This is a genomic window from Pseudomonas eucalypticola, assembly GCF_013374995.1.
Lineage (GTDB): Bacteria > Pseudomonadota > Gammaproteobacteria > Pseudomonadales > Pseudomonadaceae > Aquipseudomonas > Aquipseudomonas eucalypticola.
In genome coordinates this window covers 3210613-3235793 of the sequence record NZ_CP056030.1, presented here as the reverse complement: position 1 = coordinate 3235793, position 25181 = coordinate 3210613, and the positions used below count along the sequence as shown (strand labels likewise).

Genomic DNA, 25181 nt, shown 5'->3' with positions numbered 1-25181 from the left:
GGCGTGGCCCATGCGTGCAGTGTCCTTGTGGCTCTGGCAGGAACGGTTCAAAAGCCGCTGGCAGGGCAGCGGCGCCCAGGTCTTTTGCCACGCCTGGGGCCAGGAGCTGCTGGCCAGCCTGCCCGCCGGGTTGCGGCATGGCTTGCAGCCGGGCCGGCCGCCGCGGCGCTGCGCCTGGCCGTTGCCTGGCGAGATCCCAGAGGGCGAGCGGCTGATCCTCGAACTGCCGGCTGACCGCGTGCTGGCCCAGCGCTTGGGCCTGCCGCTGGCGGCGGCCCGCGACCTGCACCGGGTGATGGATTTCGAGCTGGACCGCTTCACCCCATTCAGCGCCGACCAGGTGCATTACGTGGTGCGCCGCGAGGGCATGGACACCGAACAGGTGTGGGTGACCCTGGCCGTGATCCGCCGTGAGTGGTTGCAGCACTGCCTGGACACCTGCAGCGCCCGCGGCGTGGTGCTGGCGGGTATCGATGTGCTGGACGACGACGGTCAGCCCATGGGCCTGGACCTGCTGCCCCACGCACCCTCCAACCGTAGCCGCGGCAGGCGCCTGCCCGGGGGGCTGACGGTGCTGTGCCTGGCGCTGCTGGTGGCGGTGGCGTGGCAGTGGCTGCACAACCGCGAGACCGCGCTGGCCGCCATGGTCCAGGATGTCCAGGGCCTGCGCACCCAGGCCGCGGAGGTAGCGGCCTTGCGCCAGCGCCTGGACGACGCCCAGGGCGCGGCGCAGTTCCTGGCCCGGCGCCGGCTCGCCCAGCCGGGCCGCGCCCTGGTATTGAGTGAACTGACCCGCTGCCTGCCCACCGACACCTGGCTGCAGAGCCTGGAAATCACTGCTCAAGGCCAAGTGGACATTGCCGGCTTCAGCAGCCATGCCAGCGCCTTGATCGGCCAGGTCAAGGGCTGCAACCACCTGGCCGATGCCCAGTATCAGGGGGTGATCCAGCCGGACGAAGCCAGCGGCCGCGAACGTTTCTACATGCGCGCCCAGGCGCGCGGGGAGGGTGGCGATGCGCCGCGCCCTGACACCCCGTGAACGCCGCGTGGGCGCCTGGTTGCTGGTGGCCGCGCTGCTGGCGGCCTTCTACGCCCTGGTGCTGGAGCCATTGCTCATCACGCCGCTGCAGGCCATCGACAGCCAGATGCACACCCTGGCCGAACAACGGCTGCGTTACCAGCGCCTGTTGGCCCAGCGCCCGGCGCTGGAGCAGGGCGTGCAGGCCGCTCAGGGCGACGATAGCGGCCTGTTGCCCGGCGGCGACCCCAGCGCGGTGGCGGCCGACCTGATGCAGCAGGTGGCGCAGCGAGTCAAGGATAACGAAGCGCTCAACGGCGGCTGCCAATTGACCCAACGCATGCCGATCGTCGCCCAGGATCAGGGGGCCAGTCCCTTCCGCCAGGTGCGCCTGAGCCTGGACCTGGACTGCGCCATCCAGCCGTTGACCACACTGTTGCAGCAACTGGAGAGCGATCAGCCGCTGTTGTTCGTGGACGAACTCACCGTTCGCCGCGCCACTCACGCCCCTGCCAGCGGGGGCGCCGGGCGCCTGGGGGTACACCTGCTGCTCAGCGGTTACCTGTCGCCGGCGCCGCCCGCCCAGGGCACGCCATGACGGCCTGGCGCCAACCCCTGGTGCAACTGCTGGCCGGGCTGGCGCTGTTGCTGGCGGGGCTGTGGGCCTGGTTGGCCACGGGCATCGGCAGCCAGCCCGAGTGGCCCGCGGCGTCGGCCGCCCCGGCCCAGGTCGCCGCGGTGGCCGTCGTGGAGGTTCCAGCGACGGTGTCCCTGGGGGAGGTCGCCAATACCTGGCAAACACCTTTGTTCAGCACCACCCGCGAACCCGACCGACCCGTCCAAATGACCAGGGCGACCCCCGATCTCAGCGGCCTGCGCCTGACCGGCGTGGTCATCGATGGCCCGTTGCGCCGGGCCCTGTTCAAACAAGCCGACGGCCACGACCTGAGCCTGCGCGAAGGCGGCCAACTGGCCAACGGCTGGCGCTTGCAACGCATCGAGGCCCAGGCCGTGGTGCTGGAACTCGATGGCCAAGTCCGGCGCCTGCAATTGCCTTCGCCACGCTTGCCAAATATGCCGGTGCCTGCGCCGGCGTCGTCCATACTGCTGAACAGGTCCGCGCCTTCGTCGCCAGCCCCCGGGGGTCACTGAGCATGCCGTCGTCCTTTGCCCTGCTGCCGCTGTTCGTCGCACTGGCCCTGGCCGGTTGCACCACACCGCCCCATAGCCTGGACACCGACAACAGCCTGGAACGCGAGGCCCTGCGCGGCACCGGTGACCAGCGCGGCCCGGTTGCCGCCACGCCCATGCCGGCCGCGGCAGCCAACCCGCCCGGTGCGCCCAGCGGTGGCCAGCGGCAGATCATCCAGGGCAACCAGCGCTTCATTCAAGGCCCCGCCAACAGTGTGGGCAGGCCGGTGGCCGCGGGCCCGCGCCAGGGCGACGGCAGCGCCGGGGTCATGTTCAACTTCAACAACCAGTCCATCGTCGCGGTCATCAACACCATCATGGGCGACCTGTTGCAGGAGAACTACAGCATCGCCCAGGGCGTCACGGGAGACGTGTCGTTTTCCACCTCCAAACCGGTGGACAAGGCCCAGTCCATGGCCATTCTCGAATCGCTGCTGTCCTGGACCAACAACGCCATGATTCGCCAGGGTGACCGTTACCTGATCCTGCCGGCCAACCAGGCGGTGGCCGGGCAACTGGTGCCGTCCATGGGCATGCGTCAACCCGCCGCCGGGCTGTCGGTGCGGCTCTTCTCGCTGCGCTTCATTTCCGCCGCTGAAATGCAGAAACTGCTCAAGCCCTTCGCCCGCGAGAACGCGTTCCTGCTGGTGGACCCGGCGCGCAATGTATTGGGGATGGCCGGCACTGCCGATGAGCTGGCCAACTACCAGGCCAGCATCGACACCTTCGACGTCGACTGGTTGCGCGGCATGTCCATCAGCGTGTTCGGCCTGCAGCGCGCGACGGTGGCCGAGCTGCTGCCCGAACTGCAGAAGGTTTTCGGGCCCGACAGCGGCACGCCCTTGGCCGGCATGCTGCGCTTCATGCCCATCGAGCGCACCAATTCGGTGGTGGCCATTTCTTCGCAACCCCAGTACCTGCAGGAAGTGGGCGAGTGGATACGCACCATCGACAACGGCGGTGGCAACGAGCCGCAGTTGTACGTGTACGACGTGCGCAACATGAAGGCCCAGGACCTGGCCCGCTACCTGCGGCAGATCTATGGCAGCGGCGCGATCAAAGAGGAGCCCGCCGCCGAGGTGGCGCCCGGCCTGACCACCACTACCTTGAGTACCCCCATCGGCGGCGCTGGCAGCAACTATGCAGGCGTGGGCAACGGCAGCCTGAGCAATCTGTCACGCACAGGCGGCCTGGGGCAGAATGGCAACGGCCTTGGCCAGATGGCCAATGCCCAAGCCAACCCGCAACAGCCCACTGACACTCAGGATGAACCCGAGGCCTCCAGCGCCGACGCCTCGGGCCGCAAGAGCCTGGACGACAGCACGCGCATCACCGCGCAGCAGATCAGCAACCAGCTGTTGATCCGCACGCGGCCCAGCCAGTGGGCCGAAATCGAGAGCGCCATCCGCCGCCTGGACAACCCGCCCATGCAGGTCCAGATCGAAACCCGGATCCTGGAAGTGTCGTTGACCGGCGAACTGGACCTGGGCGTGCAGTGGTACCTGGGCCGCCTGGCCGGTAACTCGACCACCACCGGAATCGGTGATGTGTCCGGCAGCCAGGGTGCCCTGGGCAGTGGCGGGGCCGGGCTGGGGGCGACCGATTCGCTGTTCTATTCGTTCGTCAGCAACAACCTGCAGATAGCCATCCACGCCCTTGAGTCCAGCGGCAAGACCCAGGTGCTGTCCGCCCCGTCGCTGGTGGTGATGAACAACCAGCAAGCGCAAATCCAGGTGGGCGATGACATCCCCATCAGCCAGACCACGGTCAACACCATCGCCTCCGACACCACCCTGAGCAGCGTGGAATACATCCAGACCGGGGTCATCCTGGACGTGACGCCGCGTATCAACCCCGGCGGCCTGGTGTACATGGACATCAAGCAACAGGTCAGCGATGCCGGTACCACCACGGCCACCGACGTCAACCCGCGCATTTCCACGCGTTCCATCGCAACCCAGGTGGCGGTGCAAAGCGGCCAGACCGTGCTGCTGGGCGGCCTGATCAAACAGGACGATGCCCAGACCGTGGCCAAAGTGCCCTACCTGGGCTCCATTCCCGGCCTGGGCTGGTTATTCGGTTCGACCGGGCGCACCAAGGCGCGCACCGAACTGATCGTGCTGATTACCCCACGTGTCGTGACCAGTAACAGCCAGGCGCGGGAAGTCACCGACGAATACCGCCAACAGATGCAGTTGATCAAACCCTGAGGACACAGCCAATGAGCAGCAAGAACACCGTATGCCTGTGGTACGACGGTACCGCCGTGGAGGCGGCGCAGTTTTACGCTAGCATTTTCGACGACAGCCAGGTGGTGGCGGTGCACCGTGCCCCCGGCGATTACCCCGCCGGCCAGGAAGGCGACGTACTGACCGTGGAATTCACCGTCATGGGCATCCCTTGCCTGGGCCTCAATGGCGGCCCCGGCTTCACGCACACCGAGGCGTTCTCGTTCCAGGTCAGCACAGCGGACCAGGCTGAAACCGACCGGTTGTGGGACGCGATCATCGCCAACGGCGGCCAGGCCAGCCAGTGCGGCTGGTGCAAGGACCGCTGGGGCCTGTCGTGGCAGATCACCCCCAAGGCGTTGCTGGACGCGATCAGCCACCCCGACAAGGCGGCAGCCAGGCGCGCATTCGAGGCCATGATGCAGATGAGCAAGATCGACATCGCCGCCATCGAGGCCGCTTTAAAGGGCTGACCCCGCCCTGTGGGACCAAGCTGCACCGGGGCAGGGAGGGTCTTCAGAGCCAGGCCTTGACCTGGGCACAGACCGCTTGCGTCGAAATACCGTACCGATCATGCAAGGTCGGCAACGCCCCCGCATCCAGAAACGCATCCGGCAGGGCGATCTGCCGGAAGGTCGGGGTGACGCCGTGGCGCATCAGCAACCCCGCCACGGCCTCACCCAGGCCGCCGATGATCGAATGGTTCTCCGCCGTCACCACCAGGCGCCCCGGCTTGCGCGCCTCGGCCAGAATAGTGGCGGCGTCCAGGGGCTTGATGGTGGGCACATGCAGCACCGCCACATCGATGCCATCGGCCCGCAGGCGTTCGGCGGCTTCCAGGGTGCGCATGGTCATGAGCCCGGTGGAGATCATCAGCACGTCATTACCGGTGCGCAGGGTCTTGGCCTTGCCGATTTCGAACTGGTAGCCATATTCATCCAGCACCAGTGGCACGTTGCCGCGCAACAGCCGCATGTACACCGGGCCCTGGTGCGCCGCGATGGCCGGTACGGCCTGTTCGATTTCCAAGGCGTCGCAAGGGTCGATGACCATCAGGTTGGGCATGGCACGGAAAATCGCCAGGTCGTCGGTGGCCTGGTGGCTGGGGCCGTAGCCGGTGGTCAGGCCGGGCAGGGCGCAGACGATCTTGACGTTGAGTTGCTCCTCGGCGATCGCCATGCAGATGAAGTCGTAGGCCCGCCGTGAAGCGAACACCGCGTAGGTGGTGGCAAAGGGCACGAAGCCTTCGCGGGCCATGCCGGCGGCGGCGCTCATCAGCAGTTGCTCGGCCATGCCCATCTGGTAGAAGCGCTGCGGGTGGGCCTTGGCGAACACATGCAGGTCGGTGTACTTGGAGAGGTCGGCCGACAGCCCGACGATGTCGCTGCGCTGTTCGGCCAGCGCGGCCAGGGCATGGCCGAACGGCGCGGCGCGGGTGGCCTGACCTTCGGCGGCGATGGAGGCGATCATCGCCGAGGTGGTCAGGCGCTTCTTGCCGGTGGCGGCGGTATTCACGGTGCTCATTGGTTGTTCCCCATCTGAAGGCTGTCCAGGGCGGTGTCCCATTCGTGTTCGTCCACCCGGATGAAGTGGGTCTTTTCGCGGTTTTCCAGAAAACTCACACCCTTGCCCATCCGCGTGTCGCAGATGATCACCCGCGGCTGCGGACCGGTATGGCTGCGGGCGCAATCGAAGGCCTTGACCAAGGCGTCCAGATCGTTGCCGTCCACGCGCTGCGTGAACCAGCCGAACGCCTGCCAGCGGTCGACGATGGGTTCGAATGCGAGGATCTCGCTGGAGTGGCCGTCGGCCTGCTGATTGTTGACGTCCACCACGGCAATCAGGTTGTCGAGCTTCCAGTGTGCCGCGGACATGGCGGCTTCCCAGGTGGAGCCTTCGTTGAGCTCGCCGTCGGACAACAGGTTATAGACCCATGAGTCGGAACCCTTGCGTTTCAGGCCCAGGCAGGCCCCCACCGCGATGCCCAGGCCGTGGCCCAGGGAGCCGCCGGTGATCTCCATGCCCGGCGTGTAGGCGGCCATGCCCGACATGGGCAAGCGGCTGTCATCGGTGCCGTAGGTTTCCAGTTCCTCCAGGGGAATGACCTGGGCCTCGATCAACGCAGCGTACAAGGCGATGGCGTAATGGCCGATGGACAGGTAGAAGCGGTCACGCGGCTCCCAGGCCGGGTCTTCGGGCCGGTAGCGCAGGGCGTGGAAGTAGGCCACCGCCAGCAGGTCGGCGGCGCCCAGGGCCTGGCCAATATAGCCTTGGCCCTGGACCTGGCCCATGCGCAAGGCGTGGCGGCGAATGTTGTAGGCGCGCTGCGCCAGGGAGGGGGTGGGTGAGGCAAGGGCTGTCATGTCAGGACTCCAGGTTGTCAACGATTGACCGAAGCGGCCGGGATACGCAGCACCAGCCACGCGCCCAGGCACAGCACCGCCGTGATCAGGTACATGCCGATGGCGCTGGAACCGGTGTGGGTAGTGACCCAGCCGATCAGGTAGGGCGAACAGAAGCCGGCCAGGTTGGCAAAGCTGTTGATGCCGGCGATGCCCGCGGCCGCCGAGACGCCGCCCAGCAGGGTGGTGGGCAGCATCCAGAACAGCGACGACGCCGACAGCACGCCCGCGGCGGCCAGGCACAGGCTGAGCACGGAGAACAGCAGGTTGTCGGCCAGCAGGGCGGCCAGGGTCAGGCCCAGGGCGCCGGCGAGCATGGGACCTACCAGGTGCCAGCGGCGCTCGCGGTACTTGTCGCCGCTGCGGCCCATCAACAGCATGGCGGCAATGGCGCACAGGTAGGGCAGGCTGGTCATCAGGCCGATGTGCAGGGGGTCGGTGATGCCGGTATTGCGGATCAGCGTCGGCAGCCAGAAGGTCAGGGCGTACTGGCCCATGACCACGCAGAAGTAGATGGTCGCCAGCAGCCACAGGCGGCGGTCGCCGATGAAGGCCGCGATGGAGGCGTGGCCGGTTTTGCGGCTTTCGTCTTCGGCCAGTTCACGCTTGATCAGGTCTTTCTCGTCGTCGCGCAGCCAGGTGGCCTGGTCGACACCGTCCTTGAGGTAGGCGAGCACCATGAGGCCCAACACTACGGTCGGGATGGCTTCCAGCACGAACATCCATTGCCAGCCGCTCCAGCCGTGGAAACCGGCGAATTTGGCCATGATCAGCCCCGACAGCGGGCCGCCGAGCATGCCCGACAGCGGAATGGCGATGAACCACAGCACCGTCATGCGTGCGCGGCGGTAGCTGGGAAACCAGTAGGTCAGGTACAGCAGCAACCCCGGTGCCAGGCCGGCCTCGGCGATGCCCAGCAGAAAGCGCAGGGTGTAGAACTGCCAGGCGCTGTCGACGAAAGCGAACAGGCCGCTGAGGATGCCCCAGGAAATCATGATGCGGGCGATCCAGCGGCGGGCGCCGACCTTGTGCAGGATCAGGTTGCTGGGCACTTCGCACAGGAAATAGCCAATGAAGAACATGCCGGCGCCCAGGCCGTAGACGGTTTCACTCAGGGCCAGGTCGTTCATCATCTGCAGTTTGGCGAAGCCGACGTTGACCCGGTCCAGGTAGGCGCACAGGTAGCACAACATCAGGAACGGCATCAGCCGCCATGCGGTCTTGCGGTAGGCGTGGGAGCGCGCGGCCACCACGGCCTGAAGGGATAGCGTTGCCATGTCGGTCTGATCTCTTGTTGTTATGGGCGGCGCAGAGCCGCAACGTCGATTCAGAACACCGCCAGCCCCAGGCCCGGGGCTGGCGTGCGGGGCATCAGTGAATGAGCATGCCGCCGTTGACATCCAGGGTAATGCCGGTGAGGTAGGCCGACAGGTCGCTGGCCAGGAACAGCGCAGCGTTGGCCACGTCCTGCGCATCCCCCAACCGGCCCAGCGGAATGCCGTCGAGGATGGCGTGGCGGCGCTCGTCCTGCAGCAGGCCGCCGGTGATGTCGGTCTGGATCAGGCCCGGGGCGATGGCGTTGACCCGCACCTTGTCCGGCCCCAATTCGCGGGCCATGGCCCGGGCCAGGCCCAGCACTCCGGCCTTGGCGGCGCTGTAGTGCGGGCCGCCGAAAATACCGCCGCCACGCTGGGCCGACACCGATGACATGCAGACAATGCTGCCGGCCTGCTGCTGGCGCATCAGCGGAATCACCGCCTGGGACATCTGCAGGGTGCCGCGCAGGCTGACGTCCAGCACGCGGTCGTAGTCCCCGGGGCGAATGTCGAGGGTCTTGAGGGGCTGAGTGATGCCGGCGTTGTTGACCAGTACGTCAATGCGACCGTAGTGCTCGATGACCCGCGCCACGGCCTTGGCCACCTGGGCTTCATCGGCGACGTTGGCCGCCAGGCCCAGGTGGCCCTCGCCCAGGGAGACGGCAGCGTCGCGGGCGGCGGCTTCGTCGAGGTCGATGACCACCACGCGGGCGCCGTGGCGGGCAAACGTGGCGGCGGTAGCGCGGCCGATGCCGCGGGCCGAGGCGGCGCCGGTGATGATGGCGACTGTGTCCTGAAGCAGCATGTGCAATACCCCTGTGTTGTTGTTATGGAGTTGGTTGTTGCGAGTCAGCTTGGTCTGCAGGCACCGGCTGAGCAATAACGCCGGCGTCATCAGTGGCTGAAAAAAATTCAGCACTCGCCGTTCTGGCCTGCCGGTGCTTGAATGGGATAGCGGATAAAAAACAATAACGAACAAAGAGATACTGATCATGCGAAGTGATTCCAGCGCGGTACCCGTGCTGCCCCCGCTGAAAGCGATTCAGGCCTTCGAACAGACCGCGCGCTTCGGCAACGTCGCCCGGGCGGCCGAAGTGCTGGCCCTGACCCCTTCGGCGGTGAGCCACCAGTTGGCCAATCTGGAGGCCATGATCGGCCGCCAACTCTTCACCCGCACCGCCCGCGGCGTCATCCTCACCCCCGTGGGCGAGCAGTACCTGCGCGAGGTGTCAGGGCTGTTGCACAGCCTGGCCGTGGCCACCGAACGGGCGGGCAGTGACGTCAGCCGCGATTGCCTGCGCCTGCATTCGTCGCCCAGTTTCGGCCTGCTGTGGCTGATGCCACGCCTGGAGGCATTCCGCCACAGTCACCCGGACATTCAGATCAACCTGTCGTGTTCCTACGAGGCGCTGCACTTCAGCCGCGACAAGGTCGACGTCGATATCCGCCACGGCCGCGCCGAGTGGCCCAGCTATGAAGTGCGCACCGTGCGCCACGAATCGGTGGCGGTGCTGGCTGCGCCGCGCTTGCTGGAACACCACCCCGTGCGCACGGCCGCCGACCTGCTGGAGAGCAACCTGATCCTGTCCGAGGCCACCCTGGTGAAGTGGCCCCAGTGGTTCGCCCAGCATGGCCTGGCGCTGCCGGAAAAGCCTTACACGCTGAGCTTCGACCGCTCGTACATGAGCCTGGAAGCGGCGAGCCACGGCCTGGGTTTCGCCTTGGAAAGCACCTTGCTTGCGCATAGATACCTGGCCAGCGGCGCGCTGGTGGTTGTTAACCCCGACACCTTGAGCACGCCGGTGGCGGCGCACCACCTGGTGTTTCCCAAGGCCCATGCGGGGTTTGCCCGGGTGCGCCGGTTTCTGGCGTGGATGGAGGCGGAACTGGGGCAGGGCCTGGCCTACTGAGCAGAAATCTTGAACCTGGGGGCGTTCTTCTTCTCGAATGGTTCGACAGCTCTATCCCGGGCGGGACAGGGCGTATTGCCGCCAAAAGGAGACCCTTCATGCAGGCTGACAGCCGTGGCCGCCAAGTGCTGACCCTCAAAGGCCTGGACATCGGCGCCGGTGTACCGCGGATCATTGCCTCGATCACGGGCAAGGGCTTGACCGAAGCCGTGGACCAGGCCCAGGCCATCGCGCAGACACACGCGGTGGATATCGCCGAGTTGCGCGTGGACTGCCTGCGCGAGCCGATCGAGCCCATGCACGTGATCGACCTGGTTCGACGCGTGGCTGCCCGCCTGGCGGGCAAGCCCCTGATCGTGACCCTTCGCAGCGAAGGCGAGGGAGGTGAATGCACGCTGGCGGACGCTGACTATTTCGCGCTGTACGCGGCCCTGCTGCAAGACGCGCCCCTGGATGCACTGGACGTGGAAATGATGAAGCCCCAGGCGCAGGTCATGGACATCATCGCCAAGGCCCATGCCCGGGGGGTGGCCGTGGTGCTGTCCAACCATGATTTCACGGCCACGCCGGCCCATGAGGTGATCATCCAGCGCCTGCGCCGCCAGCAGGCCATGGGCGCCGACGTGCTCAAGCTGGCCGCCATGCCCACCTGTGCCAAGGATGTGCTGACGTTGATGGCCGCGACTCAGGAGATGCATGCGCTGTACGCCGAACGGCCGCTACTGACCATGTCCATGGGTCCGCTGGGCGTGACGTCGCGCCTGGCGGGACAACTGACCGGTGGGGCGCTCACCTACGCCAGCGTGGGCGCCCCCTCGGCCCCTGGGCAACTGGATGCCGAGGCCGTTCGGCAGGTGCTGGGCATCATTGACCGGGGCGCCAATGGCTGATCCCCGCGGCTGCACGTCATCCGTATGCCAGGCAACTTGATCGAACCCCATCGCGCTGCGCCGGTCGACTTTCTGTATGCAGCCCATCATCAGCCCCGAGGGTACGATGCCACAGCCCAGCCGCCCCATTGCCTGGACACTTCTGCCCCTGCTGGCACTGGCAGGCGCCACCGACGCCCTGATGATCGTCCATAGCAAGGAGCTGCTGGCCGTCTACATGACGGGCAACAGCACCAAGCTCGGTGATTTCCTGATGCTGGCCGAGTGGGGCCGCGTGGCCGAGATCGCCAGTGTCATCGCCACGTTCGTGTTCGCGGCCACCTTCGCCACGTGGCTGGGCGACCGTGGCGGTCGTTGGCGGGCCAGCCTGGTGCTGATGCTCACCGGCGTATTGTTGATGCTTGCGGGGCCGTTGGCCGCCCAATCGCCGCAGCCCTATTCAATGGCCACGGTGTGGGTGATCGCTGCTGCCATGGGCGCGCTGAACCAGGTGAGGGTCGATGAACCCGGGGTGACCTTCGTCACCGGCTCTCTCGTCAAGCTGGGACGCTGCCTGGCAGGCCGGCAGTGGGCCCCGGCCACGGACGCGTTGCTGCGGTGGCTGAGCTTCCTGGCCGGGGCGTTTGCCGGTGCGCTGGTCGACAGCCGCCTGGGCGCCATGACCCTGCTGGTGCTCGGCGCTTTCGCCGTCGCCGGCGCTATGGGGTGCTGGGCCGTGCAAGCGCGCCTGCTCCCCGCGAACGCTTGATCTTTGCTGTTTTTCCACGACGCTGGAGGGCATCACCATGTCAGACGCAACGCCTTACCCAATCGGAACCCAGGGGCCGGGCACTTCCCAGGGGCCCGCGCTGCCACAAGCCGGCGCTGGACGGCCGGCCAGTGAAATCGATCGGGGCACGGTCAGTGAAGGCAAGGTCGAATTCATCAACTGGCGCGGCGAAGCTGACCGGCCGGAGCCGCCGCCCCCCGTGCCGTTGGCCCCGGACCAGCGCATCGGGGTGGCCATCATCGGCCTGGGCCGCCTGACGCTGGGGCAGATCTTGCCCGCGTTCGCCGGTTGTCTGTACGCCAAGCCCGTGGCGCTGGTGTCCGGCAGCCCGGACAAAGCCCGTGCGGTCGCGGCCCAGTACGGAATCCGTGACGACGCGGTGTACGGCTATGAGCACATTGAACGCCTGGCCGACAACCCCGAGGTGCAGGCGGTGTACGTCGTCACGCCTAACGGCCTGCACCTGGACCATGTGCGGGCAGCGGCGCGGGCGGGCAAGCACGTGCTGTGCGAGAAACCCATGGCGGCCAACTCCGCGCAGGCACGGCAGATGATCCAGGCGTGCAGCGAAGCCGGGGTGCGCCTGATGATCGCCTACCGTTGCCAGTACGAGCCGTTCAACAGCGCCGCCGCGCGGCTGGTGCGTTCCGGCGAGTTGGGCCGCGTGCGGGTCATCGAAGCCACCAACACTCAAGTCCAGGGCCCTGGTGGGCAGTGGCGCATGAACGCCGAACTGGCCGGTGGCGGCGCATTGCCGGACATCGGCCTGTACTGCCTCAATGGCGTGCGAGCGATGCTGGGCGAGGACCCGGTGGAAGTCTATGCGCAGATCGTCAACCCGCAGGGTGACGAGCGTTACGCGCAGGTCGAAGAAACCACGAGCTTCATGCTGCGCTTTCCCTCGGGCGCGATCGCCAACTGCGCCACCAGCTATGGGGCCCATGAAACCAAGGACATGCGCCTGCGGCTGGAGCAAGGCTGGATTGAAATCGAGAACGCCTTCGCTTATCGCGGCCAACGTTTGCGGGTGGCCAGGCGCAAGGACACCCTGGAGTCCGTGGAGGAACTGCGGGTAGGGGCGGGCAACCCATTCAGCCTGGAGATCGACCACTTTGCCCAGAGCCTGCTCGCGGGTACCACCCCGCGTACGCCGGGGGAGGAAGGGTTGCAGGATCAGCTGTTGATGGAGGCCATCTACCGCTCGGCGCGGGAAAACCGGCCCGTGACCATCGACTGGGAAAGCGTGCACCAGGCCGCCGCGCCCGAGTGACAGGCCCCGCCACTGCGTGGTGCCTTGGACGCGGGCGTGGCAAAATGGGCGTTTTGATCATGGATTCGACAGCATGCCCGTAAACCGCGTTACCCCCGCCCTATGGACAATGATTCTGGACGCCCAAGGCGCCGCGCTGCTGACCCCGGCGGGGGCCCGAAATTTTCTGGTGGGTTCGGGCGACGACCATGCCATCGACGTGTTCACCGGCCGTGAACGCGAGACCCGCGTACGGGTGCCACGGTTGGCGTTCGAACAGACCCTGGCGTTCCTGGCGACTGGCGGGCATGTGGGGGACGAGAACGCGCTGGCCGTGCAGTCGAGCAGTGACCCTCGGTCGGCTGGCCCGCTGTGCCGCGCCGCACGGCTGCGCGCCAACGGCACCCTGGGGGCCAGGGTGATCACCTACGTACTGCCGTTGCTGGAATACTGCGATGTGGTGGGTATCGACCGGATGCGGATGCCCAGCGCTACGTGGCTGGAGACGTGATGCGTTCATCCGGGGCGCTGAGCCAGGTGGTCACCACCCGGCGGTCCAGCTCTTCCCAGTCGGCCATGCCCAGCACTCGGGTCGTGTTCAGCCCGCGCAGATAGCCGCGCAATTGATTCGCGGTGTCGCGTAGCAGGGCGCTGTCGGCGTTACCAGCACCCAGCGCGGTTTCGTAGTCGACCAGATACTCGGCAACCCGGTCGCGAAACTCGGGCAACACGGCATCGCGAATCAGATCAAAGGTCCGCATCAGGCTTCCTTTCTATTTGTAATGGGAAGGGCCTAGTCTGCACGCGACATCGCCACCACTCAAGGGCTGTGAACAACGCCCGTAGCAGCGAACCTGGCCGCGTCCCTAACGCCGCGCAGCACCGTAGTGCACCCAGCTGTTCAAGCCGGCTCAGGCAGCCGATCCGCCTTGCTCGGTGGCTGCACCGCCACGGGCGCGAAGCTCTCGGCCTGGGCCATGCGCCACATGCGCGCGTAGAACTCGGCACTGACCGGTTTGCCCAGCAGCTCCCCAGGCTCCAGGAACACATGGATCTGCGAGAACAGCCGGACCTCGGTGGTGGTCATGCGCCGCACCAGGTGCTTGGGTTCCAGCTCCGCCGGATGGCTGAGGCCCGCGGCGCTGAGCATTTCGCCCAGCGCTACCAGGGTATTGCGGTGGAAGTTGGCGACCCGCTGGGCTTTGTCAGTCACTTCCAGTGCCCGCTGGCGCAATGGGTCCTGGGTGGCCACGCCGGTGGGGCATTTGTTGGTGTGGCAGCTCTGCGACTGAATGCACCCGATGGCAAACATGAAGCCGCGTGCCGAGTTGACCCAATCGGCGCCGATGGCCAGCACGCTGGCGATGTCGAACGCGCTGACGATCTTGCCGCTGGCGCCCAGCTTTATCTGGCCGCGCAGGCCGGCGCCCACCAACGTGTTATGCACGAACAGCAGCCCCTCGCGCATGGGCATGCCCATATTGTCGGTAAACTCGCGCGGCGCCGCACCGGTACCGCCCTCCTTGCCGTCCACCACGATGAAGTCGGGGTGTACTCCCGTTTGCAACATCGCCTTGACGATCGCCATGAACTCCCAGGGGTGCCCCAGGCATAGCTTGAAACCGACCGGCTTGCCGCCCGAGAGGGTGCGCAATTGGGTGATGAAGTCCAGCAATTGCAGTGGGGTGCTGAACTGCGAGTGGCGGGCGGGCGAGATGCAGTCCTCGCCCATTTTCACCCCGCGGGTGCTGGCGATTTCCTGGGTCACCTTGTGCTTGGGCAGGATGCCCCCATGGCCCGGCTTGGCGCCCTGGCTCATCTTGATCTCGATCATCTTCACCTGGGGCTGGCGTGCGGTCTCAGCGAAGCGCACGGGGTCGAACGACCCACTGAGTGTGCGGCAGCCGAAATAGCCGCTGCCGATTTCCCAGATCAGATCGCCGCCGAATTCCTGGTGGTAAGGGCTGATGCTGCCCTCGCCCGTGTCATGGGCGAAGCCGCCGAGCTTGGCGCCGCGGTTCAGGGCGCGAATGGCGTTGGCGCTAAGGGCACCGAAGCTCATGGCCGAAATGTTGAACACCGAAGCGCGGTAGGGCTGCTGGCAGGCCGGGCCACCGATGGTCACGTAAAACTGCCGAGGGTCGCAGGCCTCGCTGGGCAGCATGGAGTGGCTGATGAACTCGAAGCCAGGTTGGTACACATCGGTCAGGGTGCCGAAGGCCTTTTCCGCTGGCTGGTTCTTCGCCCGCTGGTACACAATCGACCGCTGAGCGCGGGAGAAGGGCAGCTTCTCGTCATCACCTTCCAGCATGTACTGGCGGATTTCCGGGCGGATGGTTTCGATCAGGTAGCGGGCATGCCCCAGGATGGGATAATTGCGGCGTACGGAGTGCTGGGTTTGCAGCAGGTCGTACAGGCCGATCAGGCTCAGTACGCCGGTGATCGAAGTCAGCACCTCGAGGGTCGGCGTCATGGCTAAGAACAACAGGTTGCACAGGGTGAACAGCACGCAGCCGGAAAAAACGGCGTAGCGGCTCAGGAGCGATATTTTCATTGTAGGTCTCTCACGGTACGGTCACAGCGGGGTGGGACGTATTGTCGCTACCTGACGGTACCAGTGAGCCGACATAGTTAGCTAGCTAACATCTTGAAAGGCTGCGTTTCTCTTTGGGTAATAATGCGCGACAGAGGGGCTACCTTGTGCGGATTCGCCCCTCATTTCAACGGGACCGCGCGCATTGTCGAACGTGCCCGGTCTCTTGGCGTCAAACCCCCATACGCCACATTCATTGAGCCAGTACCCCTGGCAGAGGTAAGTCGATGACACAGGACATGCTGGAAGCGGGCCCCGCCGGGGCGAAGGTACTCTCAGTGTTCGACTTTGACGGCACGCTGACCCGGCACGACAGCTTTGTGCCTTTCCTTAAATTCGCCTTCGGCAACCGCGCCTTCACATGGCGCATGGTGCGCATGCTGCCTTCGGCGATTCGCTACCTGGGCAAAGGGCTGACCCGCGACGAACTGAAGGCCACGTTGATTGCAGCGTTTCTCACGGATGTCGAGGTCAGCTGGCTGGAACAGAAAGCCGGGCAGTTTCGCGCGCACTTCTGGGGCCGCCTGATGCGCCCGGCCGGTGTGGCCGCGGTGGCCGCCGAGCGCGCGTCCGGGGCGCAGGTGACCCTGTGCTCGGCTTCGCCTAGCCTGGTGCTCAAGCCTTTCGCCGACCACCTGGGTATCCGCTTGATTGCCACGGAACTGGAAGTTGCCAATGGCCGCCTGACCGGTCGTATCAGTGGCAGCAATTGCCGCTGCGAAACCAAGGTGCTGCGCCTGGAAGCGGTGTACGGCCCTCTGTCGCAGTACCGCCTGCGCGCCTGGGGCGACACCCGTGGCGACCACGAATTGCTGGCCGCCGCCCAGGACGCCCATTGGCGCCATTTTCACCCGGCCTGGCAGCGGGGGCGGTTTCGGATCGAGACCATCGGCAGCCAGGTCAAGCGGGCCACCGCAGAGGACGCTTCGCGGGAAGACGAACCTGGCACCGACCGCGGCCCTGACAACCCACGAGGCGCGTAACCCTGCGCACGTGGACGCACGTCCGTCCACGTGGCGCTGTTGCTCCACCAACACATGTTCGGCAGTTTGCCACTTTCCAACATCGCCAAACCCCGCCAAAGCCCTCTAAACCGGGCCTTTTAACCCGGCACGGCTTGTGCAATCCCCTAGGCCAGAACCATTGGCCGAGGGACGCCCGTGCATCCAACCTTCAAGACTTTCACCCTGGCGGCGCTGTGCGTGGCGCTGGCGGCGTGCGACCGCAGTACCCCAGTGGCACAGCGCAGCACCACGCCCGTCAGCGGCGGCACGCTGGTCTATGCCACCGACCGCGAGCCCACCTGCCTGGACCCCCACGTGTCCGGCGACATGCCCCAGGTGTTCGTGGGGCAGCAATACCTGGACTCGCTGGTGTCCATGGACGAGAACGGCAAGATCGGCCCTTGGCTGGCTAAAAGCTGGGAGGTCTCCGCCGACGGCACCACCTATACCTTCCACTTGCGCGATGACGTGCATTTCACCGACGGCACGCCGTTCAACGCCGCCGCCGTGAAGGCTAACCTCGACCACATGGCAAACCCCAAGACCCAGTCCAGCACGGCGGGGGGCTATATCCGCCAGTACGTGAGCACGGACGTGGTGGATGAGCACACTGCCGTGGTGCACCTGTCCTCACCCTATGCCGCGTTCCTGGAAGTACTGGCGCAAGGGTTTCTGGGCATCGAGTCGCCCACCGCGCTGCTGCGCTCGCGGGACGAAAATTGCCAGTCGCCAGTGGGGTCGGGGCCGTTCAAGGTGGTCAAGTGGGACCGCCAGAGCCAGGTTGAACTGGTGCGCAACCCCGATTACAACTGGGCGCCGCCCACGGCCCATCATCAAGGGCCAGCCTACCTGGACCGGGTGGTGTGGAAGTTCATTCCGGAGCCATCGGTACGCTTTGCTTCGCTGCAGGCCGGTGAGGTGGACGTGATCGAGGCGCTGCCGCCCGAATCGCACGCGGCGGCCCGGCACAACCCGGACCTGAGCCTGATGATTGCCCTGCGCCCCGGCAACCCCACCAACGGCACCCTCAACACCCGCCGGCTACCCTTCAACGATGTGAGGGTGCGCGAGGCGTTTGTGCGCAGCGCCGATGTGGAGGGGGCGCTCAAGAGCGTGTACTTCGGCGAGTTTCCGCGGGCCGGGGCGCCGTTGAGTTCGGCCACGCGCTTTCACAGCGCTGACTTCGAGCACGCGCAGGACTATGACCCGGCCCGGGCCAACCACCTGCTGGATGAGGCCGGCTGGACCCACCGCGACGCCCAGGGTTACCGCACCAAGGACGGCCAGCGCCTGCAAGTGCACGTGATCATGAGCAACGAAACCCCGCCCTCGGAGCAGACCCTGTGGGAACAGGTGCAAGCCACCACCCGCGCCGTGGGCTTCGAGGTGTTGATCGACCAGATGAGTGCGGTGCAGGCCACCGACCACCAGGCCAAATGGGACTACGACGTCATTCCCGAGTACTGGAACACCAACACCGCCGACGTGTTGCGCATCATCTTCAGCTCGCAGTTCCTGCAACCGGCGGGTGTAGGCGGGTACCACCAGAACACCGCAGGCTTTGACGACAAGACGTTCGACCAGACGCTGGAGGGCGCCCTGGCCACCCAGGACCCGCAACAGCGCCAGGCCCTGTATTACCAGGCGCAGGCGATTGCCAGCCGCAACTACCTGCAACTGACCACCTACCCGCAAAGCACACGCTTGGGCATCTACAAGACCACCCAGGGCGTGCGCATCGAGCCCTCCCTGGCCGTGACCTACCTCTATGACGCATGGGTGAACAAATGAATGCCATCGTGACGCTGGAAAACCCGCGCCGTCAGCGCTTGGCCCACCTGGGCCGGCGGGCGCTGCTGCGGCTGGGCGGTGCCGTGCTGGTGCTGTGGGCCGTGGCCACCCTGACGTTCTTTGCCCTGCGGCTGATGCCGGGTGACCCGGTGCTGGCCATCCTGGGTGGCCCCAGCGGCAACCCGACCCCGGAGACCATCGCCGAAGCCACCCGCGAGTTCGGGCTGGACAAGCCGCTGGCTGTGCAATACGGCCTGTACCTGGCCAGACTGGTGCAGGGCGACCTGGGCGTCTCCTATTCGCGCCACCAGCCCGTGACCCAGGTGCTGGCCGAGCAGAGCGGGGCGACCCTGGAGCTGGTGGTGGTCGCCCTGTTGCTGGCCTGGGCGCTGGTGCTCGCCTGGACCCTGGTGACCGCTGGCCGGCAGGGTTGGCTGAGCCAGTTGGGCTCGCTGGTGGAAACCGTGTCGGCGGCGCTGCCGCAGTTCTGGCTGGCGATCATGTTGCTGGCGGTGTTCGCCTTCGGCCTGCGCTGGTTCCCGCCGGCAGGCAGTGACGGTATCGCCACCCTGGTGCTGCCGGCACTGGCGCTGGCCCTGCCACTGGCCGGTTTCATTGGTCAGGTGACCCGCGAAACCTTGGAAGTCACCTTGGAACAGCCCTTCGTGCTGACGGCCCGCACCCGTGGCCTCAGTGACCTGGCGGTGCGGTTCAGGCACGCCCTGCGCCATGCGGTGCTACCAGGGGTGTCGCTGTCGGGCTGGGCCATCGGCGCGCTGATTAGCGGCGCGGTGGTGGTGGAAGTGATCTTTTCCCGCAAGGGCCTGGGCCGCCAGCTGTACCAGGCGGTGCAGGCTCAGGACCTGCCCCTGACCATCGGCATCAGCCTGGTGGTGGCGGCCGGCTATGTGCTGGCCAACCTTCTCGTCGACCTGCTGTATGAGTGGATCGACCCACGCCTGGTGGAGCAACGCCCATGAGCCAACTGATTCTCGAAGCCCCCGCGCTGGACCTGGCCCAGCCCCGTTTCACCCCGCGCTGGGGCACCTTGCTGGCAGGTCTGTTCCTGGCCTGGCTGGTGGCCGCGGCATTGGCCCCGGGCCTGTTCAGCCACAGCGATCCGCTGGCCATCGTGCCACGGGACGCGTTCCAGGCGCCTGGCTGGGCGCACTGGTTCGGTACTGACCAATCGGGCCGCGATATCTATGCACGCATCGTCTTCGGTGCCCGCCAGTCGCTGCTGATCGGCATGGCCGCCACCGCGCTGGCCATGGCCGTGGCCATCAGCCTCGGGCTGCTCGGCGGTCTGTTGGGCGGCGCGACCGACCGCGCCATCGGCTGGCTGCTGGAAGTGCTGTTCGCTTTTCCCAGCCTGGTACTGGCCCTGCTGTTCGTAGCGGTATTTGGCAGCGGTATCGGGCCGTTGATCATCGCCACCGGCATCGGCGGCGCGCCGGGCTACGCACGCATGGTGCGCGGCCAGGTACTGAGTGTGCGCAATGCCGGTTATATCGAGGCGGCCCGCGCCCTGGGCCACCGCCCGGCGCGGATCATCCTGCGCCAGTTGCTGCCCAACGCCCTGCGCCCGCTGGTGGTCACCATGACCATGGGCGTGGGCCAAGCCATTGTCTGGGCTTCGGCCCTGAGTTTCCTGGGTCTGGGCGCCAAGCCGCCCGCACCCGAGTGGGGGACCATGCTGTCCATGGGCCGCGACTTCGTGGTCAACGCCCCCTGGCTGACCTTCGTGCCCGGGCTGTTCATCGTCTTGACCACCTTGTCCACCACCGTGGTGGGCCGTTACCTGCAACAACGCCTGGAGGGCCGCCTGTCATGAGCCAGAAGAGGTTGACCGTCGAGGGGCTGTCCATCCGTTTCGGTGACCACGTTGTGGTCCGCGATGTGAGTTTCACCCTGGCACCGGGCAAGACGCTGGCGCTGGTGGGCGAGTCCGGCTCGGGCAAGAGCGTGACCGCGCGCAGCCTGATCGGCCTGGCCGGTGCCGGCGCGCAGATCAGCGCACGCACCCTGCGTTACGGGGATCATGACTTGCTGGCCTTGAGCGAACGCCACTGGCGACGCCTGCGTGGGCGCGACATTGGCTTCGTGCTGCAGGACGCCCTGGTGTCCCTGGACCCGCTGCGCCCGGTGGGCAAGGAGATCCTCGAAGTCCTGAGCACCCATCAGTGGGGCACCGCGGCCAGCCGCCAGGCGCGGGTGCACGAGCTGCTGACCCAGGTGGGTGTACCCGAGCCGCAGTTGCGTGCCCGTCAGCGCCCGGACCAACTGTCCGGTGGCTTGCGCCAACGCGCGCTGATTGCCAGCGCCCTGGCCCTGGACCCCAGTTTGGTGATCGCCGACGAACCCACCACTGCGCTGGATGCCACGGTGCAAGCGCAGATACTGGAAGTGCTGCAGGGCATCAAGGCCCGCGGGGCGTCACTGGTGATCATCAGTCACGACCTGGCAGTGGTGGCGCAATTGGCCGATGAAGTGCTGGTGCTGCGCCATGGCGAGGTGGTGGAGCAGGGGCCCATCGATCAGGTATTGCGCACCCCCAGCCACCCGTATACCCAGGCACTGCTGGACGCCGTGCCCGGCGAACATCAGCGTGGCACGCGGCTGTCACCCGGCGGCGGGCCGGCCCCACGGGTGCGGACGCCGGCGGTGGGCGAGCCGTTGTTGCAGGCCAAAGGCCTGGGCAAGCGCTATGAGGGCCCCGACCGCCAGGTGCGCCAGGTGGTCGATGACGTCAGTTTCGTCCTGCATGCCGGACAGACCCTGGGAATAGTCGGTGAGTCCGGTTCAGGCAAGACCACGGCCGCGCGCATCGCCCTCGGCTTGCTGACCCCGGATGCCGGTACCGTGACCTTCGCCGGCCAGCCGTGGAACGGCACGGGCGAGGGGGCGGTCAGCGAGGCACGGCGACGCTTGCGTCGGCGCGACATCAGCGTCATCTACCAAGACCCGCTGAGCTCGTTCGACCCCCGCTGGAATGTCGGCCAGATCCTCGCCGATGCCTTGGACGTTGCCGGCGTGGCGGCGCCCGAGCAAGCGGCACGGGTCGCCCGCCTGCTCGACCAGGTACGCCTGCCGGCCGCCCTGGCCAACCGTCGCCCTTTGCAACTGTCCGGCGGCCAGCGGCAACGCGTGGCCATTGCCCGTGCCATCGCCAGTAACCCCAAGGTGATCGTCTGCGACGAACCGGTATCGGCGCTGGATGTGTCGGTGCAGGCCCAGGTGCTGGACCTGCTGGCCGACCTGCAGGCCGAACTGGGCCTGGCCTACCTGTTCATTTCCCACGACTTGGGGGTGATCCGCCATGTCAGCGACCAGGTAGTGGTGATGCGCCACGGCCAGGTGGTGGAGAGCGGCAGCGTCGACCAAGTGTTCGACCATCCGCGCCAGGAATACACCCGCCGCCTGCTGGCCGCCGTGCCGCGCTTGCCCGGTGCCGGGGTGGCCTGGCAGGCACCGCCGGTGGAAGCGGAAAACCCGTTGTGGCTCTTCGATGAGTCGCGCCTATGGAAAATCGCCATTTGAATCGCCCAGGAGTCACCATGTCTGTACAGGCCTTGAAAGACCGCATTTACGCGCTGCTTCCACACATCGAAGCGGGCGCTGCTGCTCGCGAGCGTGACCGTCAGTTGCCCTATGAGGCGGTGCGAGCGTTGGCCCAGGCCGGGCTGTTCACCCTGCGCGTGCCTGAGGCCGCCGGAGGCCCGGGGGCTTCGGTGCGTGACGTGATCGAAGTGTTGCTGGCGGTGGCCAGCGTCGACTCCAACACCGCCCAGGCATTACGCCCTGGCCTGGCCTTCCTGGAAGGCCTGCTGACCGGTGCCGAAGACGATGCCGGCAGTGAGCGTGACCGCTGGTTCGCCCGTTACCTGGACGGCGCCGTGCTGGGTAACGCCGGCTGGGAAGTGGGCGGCGCCAACGGCGCCATCAGTGCGCGCATCGTGCGCCAGGGGGATCACTACCGGGTTACTGGCAGCAAGTATTACAGCACGGGTGCCCTGTACGCCGACTGGATCAGTGTGGTGGCGCTGGACGAAGACGACCAGCCCCGGTCGTTCGTGCTGCCACGCGACCGCCAGGGCCTGGTGCTGCTCGACGACTTCGACGCCATGGGCCAGCGCCTGACCGCCAGCGGCACCACGCGCCTGGACGACGTCATCGTCTACCCGGACGAACTTCGCGCCCGCACGGTGCAGGAGGGTACCCGCACCATCGTCACGCCATTCCTGCAGTTGTTCCTGGCCACGGTGCAGGCGGGTATTGCCCGCAATGCCCTGAATGACGCCGTGCGTTTCGCGCGCGACCACGCCCGGCCGATCAAGCACAGCAGCGCCAGCCGCTCGGTGGACGACCCGTACGTGGAATTGAGCGTTGGCGAGATCGCGGCCCGCGCCTATGCCGCCGAAGCGGTGGTGCTGCGCGCGGCCGACACCATCGACCGCGCCTGGGCGGCGGGGCAGGATCCAGCGCTGGTGGAGCAGGCGGCGGTGGAAGTGGCCCAGGCGCAGTTCATCACGGCAGACAGCGCACTGAAGGCGGCCGAGCGGGTGTTCGACGTGGGCGGTGCGTCCACCACCAGCCGCCAGCACAACCTGGACCGCCACTGGCGCAACGCCCGCACCGTGACCAACCACAACCCACGCGACTGGAAGGCCGCGGCGGTGGGCGCCTGGGCACTGAAAGGCACGCCACCGCCCACCTCCGGGCTGTTCTAAATCTCTCATGCTGAAGCACCGCGGCGCCTGCTTCCCGAGCTGGCGCCCGGTCACACCGCTCTGGCGGGGCTTGCCTCTGGGACCGGGCGAAGCTCGGGAAAAGGACGCCGCGTCACGTCAGGCGATCTGCAGGCCCAGGTTCTTCAGGTACGTATGTACCAGGTCTGGCACATTTCATGATTGTCATGGAGGCCGTCTTATCCCCCGGATGTCCCGCCAAGGAAGCGCCACACCATGCCTCAGAGCACCACAACCCCCGAAAACCCTCGCCCGCGCTGGAAGATCGAACACCTGCCGGATACCCCCCTGGCCTTCGTCATGCTGTTCCTTCGGCGTTTCAAGGGCTGGTACCTGGCCATCCTGTTGCTACAGATTAGCGCGGCCGTGTGCACTATCCTGGTTCCCTGGGGGCTGGGCCAGTTGACCGGGCTGGTCAGCCGCCTGCCAGCCATTGACCAGGCTGTCGAGGCGCTGCGCACCCCGTTACTGCTGTTCGGTACGTTGCTGGTGGTCGAAATGCTGATGATGCGGATCGGCAACGGCTGCCATATCCACGTGGTGCCCATTCAGCGCCGGGCGGTCACCCAGACGCTGTTCGCCTACCTGCAACAGCACTCCCATCGTTTCGTCAGCAGCGAGTTCGCCGGCGCCCTGGCGCATCGGGTCTCGGAGGTCTCGCTAGGGGTCAACATGGCGATCGCCATCGTGCTGTTCGACCTAATCCCGGTGCTGGTCACCCTCAGCGTCTCCGTGGTGCTGTTGTACCTGGCCGCGCCGGTGCTGGGCGAGTTCATGCTGGCGTGGGCGCTACTGTTCATCGCCGTCAGCTACTGGCTGGCGCGTCGCAGCCAGCCGCTGGCACAGCAGTTTTCGGCGGCCCGCAGCCTTTGCAACGGCAAAGTGGTGGACGCGGTCAGCAACCTGACCAACATTCGCCTGTTCGCCCGCCACGCCTTCGAATACGACTACCTCAACGGATTCCTCAACCGTGAGATGAAGGCCGCCTACCGCGCGTTCATCTACATGGAGAAGATCCGTTGGCTGCTCACCGGCCTGAGCGTGGTGCTCAAGCTGGGGATGGTGCTGCTGGCCCTCTACCTGTGGCAAGCACAGCGCGTGGACGTGGCGGGGTTCGTGATGGCCACCAGCCTTTCATTGCTGATCGTCAACGACGTGGCCAACCTGGCGCGGCGGCTGCTAGACTTCTTCGAAGCGGCCGGCAACATCAGCAACGGCGTACGTACGCTGACCCGCCCCCACGAAGTCACCGACCGTGCCCAGGCACAACCGTTGGAGGTCAAGCGCGGGCAGATCGAATTTCGCCAGGTGACCTTTGGCTACGGCGTTGGGCAGCCCATCTTCCAAGGGTTCGACCTGACCATCCCGGCTGGCCAGCGGGTAGGGCTGGTGGGTTCTTCCGGCTCCGGCAAGTCGACCCTGTTGAGCTTGCTGCTGCGCCTGTACGACGTGCAGGGCGGCACGGTGCTGATCGATGGCCAGGACGTGCGGCAGGTCACCCAGCACTCGTTGCATGCCCAGATAGGCCTGATCCCTCAGGAACCGGGGCTGTTCCACCGCACCATCCGGGAAAACATCCACTACGGCCGCCTCGACGCCAGCCACGAAGAACTGCACGCCGCCATCCACCGGGCCGGCGCCGAGGGCTTCATCGGCCAGATGGAGCACGGCTACGACTCGCTGGTAGGTGAACGCGGCGTGAAACTGTCCGGCGGCCAGCGCCAGCGCATCGCCATTGCCCGGGTGATTCTCAAGGGCGCGCCGATCCTGGTGATGGATGAAGCCACCTCCAGCCTCGACTCGATCACCGAGCGGTTTATCCAGGACAAGCTGGATGAGATCATGGACGACAAGACCGTGCTGGTGGTGGCCCACCGCCTGTCCACCGTGGCGCACCTGGACCGTATCCTGGTGATGGACCAGGGGCGGTTGGTGGAAGACGGCAGCCATGACGAACTCCTGCGGCGGCGGGGGCATTACTTTCGGTTGTGGAGCCGCCAGGAAGAGCCGGCATGATCGCCCGTCGCAGCGGACCTGGCCGCGTCACGAACGCCGCGCATTATCCGCATACC

23 protein-coding genes are annotated in these 25181 nt (G+C 66.5%); 17 read left to right on the top strand and 6 right to left on the bottom strand.

The genetic code is table 11. The annotated features are described in order from the left end of the window. The first annotated feature begins 10 nt into the window (after nucleotides 1-10). Genes HWQ56_RS14550 through HWQ56_RS14530 form a run of 5 tightly spaced genes read left to right on the top strand, consistent with a single transcriptional unit; the run spans nucleotide 11 to nucleotide 4910 of the window. A complete protein-coding gene (locus HWQ56_RS14550; RefSeq protein ID WP_176570946.1) occupies nucleotides 11-1039 on the top strand; it encodes a type II secretion system protein GspL in 1029 nt (342 codons plus the stop codon). Further along, complete coding sequence (gene gspM, locus HWQ56_RS14545) at nucleotides 1014-1616, top strand: type II secretion system protein GspM (RefSeq protein WP_176570945.1); 603 nt, start codon at nucleotides 1014-1016, stop codon at nucleotides 1614-1616. Before HWQ56_RS14550 ends, gspM begins: the two co-directional genes overlap by 26 nt. After that, nucleotides 1613-2170, top strand: coding sequence for a general secretion pathway protein GspN (locus HWQ56_RS14540; protein ID WP_176570944.1), 558 nt, complete (start codon nucleotides 1613-1615; stop codon nucleotides 2168-2170). Before gspM ends, HWQ56_RS14540 begins: the two co-directional genes overlap by 4 nt. A 2-nt stretch (nucleotides 2171-2172) precedes the next feature. After that, nucleotides 2173-4419, top strand: a complete 2247-nt coding sequence (gene gspD / locus HWQ56_RS14535; RefSeq protein WP_176570943.1) for a type II secretion system secretin GspD — start codon at nucleotides 2173-2175, stop codon at nucleotides 4417-4419. Between the two features lie 11 nt (nucleotides 4420-4430). Then, the gene (locus HWQ56_RS14530; RefSeq protein ID WP_176570942.1) at nucleotides 4431-4910 is read left to right on the top strand and encodes a VOC family protein; all 480 of its coding nucleotides are present in this window, start codon (nucleotides 4431-4433) and stop codon (nucleotides 4908-4910) included. A 43-nt stretch (nucleotides 4911-4953) separates the two neighbouring features. Here the strand turns inward: HWQ56_RS14530 and HWQ56_RS14525 are convergent, their stop codons facing one another. The 4 genes from HWQ56_RS14525 to HWQ56_RS14510 all read right to left on the bottom strand — a co-directional run bounded on the left by HWQ56_RS14525 (nucleotide 4954) and on the right by HWQ56_RS14510 (nucleotide 8960). Beyond that, nucleotides 4954-5961: a transketolase family protein gene (locus HWQ56_RS14525; RefSeq protein ID WP_176570941.1), complete on the bottom strand. Its 1008-nt coding sequence runs from the start codon at nucleotides 5959-5961 to the stop codon at nucleotides 4954-4956. Then, nucleotides 5958-6800 carry a transketolase gene (locus HWQ56_RS14520; protein ID WP_158153127.1) on the bottom strand — a complete coding sequence of 281 codons (843 nt, stop codon included), beginning with the start codon at nucleotides 6798-6800 and terminating at the stop codon, nucleotides 5958-5960. Before HWQ56_RS14520 ends, HWQ56_RS14525 begins: the two co-directional genes overlap by 4 nt. A gap of 17 nt (nucleotides 6801-6817) precedes the next feature. Then, the gene (locus HWQ56_RS14515; RefSeq protein WP_176570940.1) at nucleotides 6818-8116 is read right to left on the bottom strand and encodes an MFS transporter; all 1299 of its coding nucleotides are present in this window, start codon (nucleotides 8114-8116) and stop codon (nucleotides 6818-6820) included. A gap of 94 nt (nucleotides 8117-8210) precedes the next feature. Further along, nucleotides 8211-8960, bottom strand: coding sequence for an SDR family NAD(P)-dependent oxidoreductase (locus HWQ56_RS14510; protein WP_176570939.1), 750 nt, complete (start codon nucleotides 8958-8960; stop codon nucleotides 8211-8213). A gap of 187 nt (nucleotides 8961-9147) precedes the next feature. On the opposite strand from HWQ56_RS14510, the gene HWQ56_RS14505 reads away from it, so the two are divergent. From HWQ56_RS14505 to HWQ56_RS14485, 5 genes are all read left to right on the top strand, one after another. Then, complete coding sequence (locus HWQ56_RS14505; RefSeq protein WP_176570938.1) at nucleotides 9148-10065, top strand: LysR substrate-binding domain-containing protein; 918 nt, start codon at nucleotides 9148-9150, stop codon at nucleotides 10063-10065. Between the two features lie 98 nt (nucleotides 10066-10163). Next, nucleotides 10164-10955, top strand: a complete 792-nt coding sequence (gene aroD, locus HWQ56_RS14500; RefSeq protein ID WP_176570937.1) for a type I 3-dehydroquinate dehydratase — start codon at nucleotides 10164-10166, stop codon at nucleotides 10953-10955. 106 nt (nucleotides 10956-11061) lie between these two features. After that, on the top strand, nucleotides 11062-11703 hold the full coding sequence (locus HWQ56_RS14495; protein ID WP_176570936.1) for a YoaK family protein: 642 nt from the start codon (nucleotides 11062-11064) through the stop codon (nucleotides 11701-11703). A 37-nt stretch (nucleotides 11704-11740) separates the two neighbouring features. Next, on the top strand, nucleotides 11741-12994 hold the full coding sequence (locus tag HWQ56_RS14490) for a Gfo/Idh/MocA family protein (protein ID WP_176570935.1): 1254 nt from the start codon (nucleotides 11741-11743) through the stop codon (nucleotides 12992-12994). 73 nt (nucleotides 12995-13067) lie between these two features. After that, on the top strand, nucleotides 13068-13484 hold the full coding sequence (locus tag HWQ56_RS14485) for a hypothetical protein (protein ID WP_176570934.1): 417 nt from the start codon (nucleotides 13068-13070) through the stop codon (nucleotides 13482-13484). On the opposite strand, the gene HWQ56_RS14480 is transcribed toward HWQ56_RS14485, so the two are convergent. After that, nucleotides 13465-13734, bottom strand: a complete 270-nt coding sequence (locus tag HWQ56_RS14480) for a hypothetical protein (protein WP_176570933.1) — start codon at nucleotides 13732-13734, stop codon at nucleotides 13465-13467. The two genes, HWQ56_RS14485 and HWQ56_RS14480, sit on opposite strands and share 20 nt — an antisense overlap. 140 nt (nucleotides 13735-13874) lie before the next feature. Next, on the bottom strand, nucleotides 13875-15527 hold the full coding sequence (locus HWQ56_RS14475) for an FMN-binding glutamate synthase family protein (protein ID WP_176570932.1): 1653 nt from the start codon (nucleotides 15525-15527) through the stop codon (nucleotides 13875-13877). Between the two features lie 266 nt (nucleotides 15528-15793). On the opposite strand from HWQ56_RS14475, the gene HWQ56_RS14470 reads away from it, so the two are divergent. The 7 genes from HWQ56_RS14470 (at nucleotide 15794) to HWQ56_RS14440 (ending at nucleotide 25125) form a co-directional block, all read left to right on the top strand. After that, complete coding sequence (locus HWQ56_RS14470) at nucleotides 15794-16549, top strand: HAD family hydrolase (RefSeq protein WP_158153136.1); 756 nt, start codon at nucleotides 15794-15796, stop codon at nucleotides 16547-16549. 177 nt (nucleotides 16550-16726) lie between these two features. Further along, nucleotides 16727-18361: an ABC transporter substrate-binding protein gene (locus HWQ56_RS14465; RefSeq protein ID WP_245217754.1), complete on the top strand. Its 1635-nt coding sequence runs from the start codon at nucleotides 16727-16729 to the stop codon at nucleotides 18359-18361. After that, the gene (locus tag HWQ56_RS14460; RefSeq protein WP_176570931.1) at nucleotides 18358-19341 is read left to right on the top strand and encodes an ABC transporter permease; all 984 of its coding nucleotides are present in this window, start codon (nucleotides 18358-18360) and stop codon (nucleotides 19339-19341) included. Before HWQ56_RS14465 ends, HWQ56_RS14460 begins: the two co-directional genes overlap by 4 nt. Continuing rightward, on the top strand, nucleotides 19338-20195 hold the full coding sequence (locus tag HWQ56_RS14455; protein ID WP_176570930.1) for an ABC transporter permease: 858 nt from the start codon (nucleotides 19338-19340) through the stop codon (nucleotides 20193-20195). Before HWQ56_RS14460 ends, HWQ56_RS14455 begins: the two co-directional genes overlap by 4 nt. Continuing rightward, nucleotides 20192-21901 carry a dipeptide ABC transporter ATP-binding protein gene (locus HWQ56_RS14450; protein ID WP_176570929.1) on the top strand — a complete coding sequence of 570 codons (1710 nt, stop codon included), beginning with the start codon at nucleotides 20192-20194 and terminating at the stop codon, nucleotides 21899-21901. Before HWQ56_RS14455 ends, HWQ56_RS14450 begins: the two co-directional genes overlap by 4 nt. 17 nt (nucleotides 21902-21918) lie before the next feature. After that, nucleotides 21919-23091 carry an acyl-CoA dehydrogenase family protein gene (locus HWQ56_RS14445; RefSeq protein ID WP_245217753.1) on the top strand — a complete coding sequence of 391 codons (1173 nt, stop codon included), beginning with the start codon at nucleotides 21919-21921 and terminating at the stop codon, nucleotides 23089-23091. 234 nt (nucleotides 23092-23325) lie between these two features. After that, nucleotides 23326-25125, top strand: a complete 1800-nt coding sequence (locus HWQ56_RS14440) for an ABC transporter ATP-binding protein (RefSeq protein WP_176570927.1) — start codon at nucleotides 23326-23328, stop codon at nucleotides 25123-25125. The last annotated feature ends 56 nt before the right edge of the window (nucleotides 25126-25181 follow it).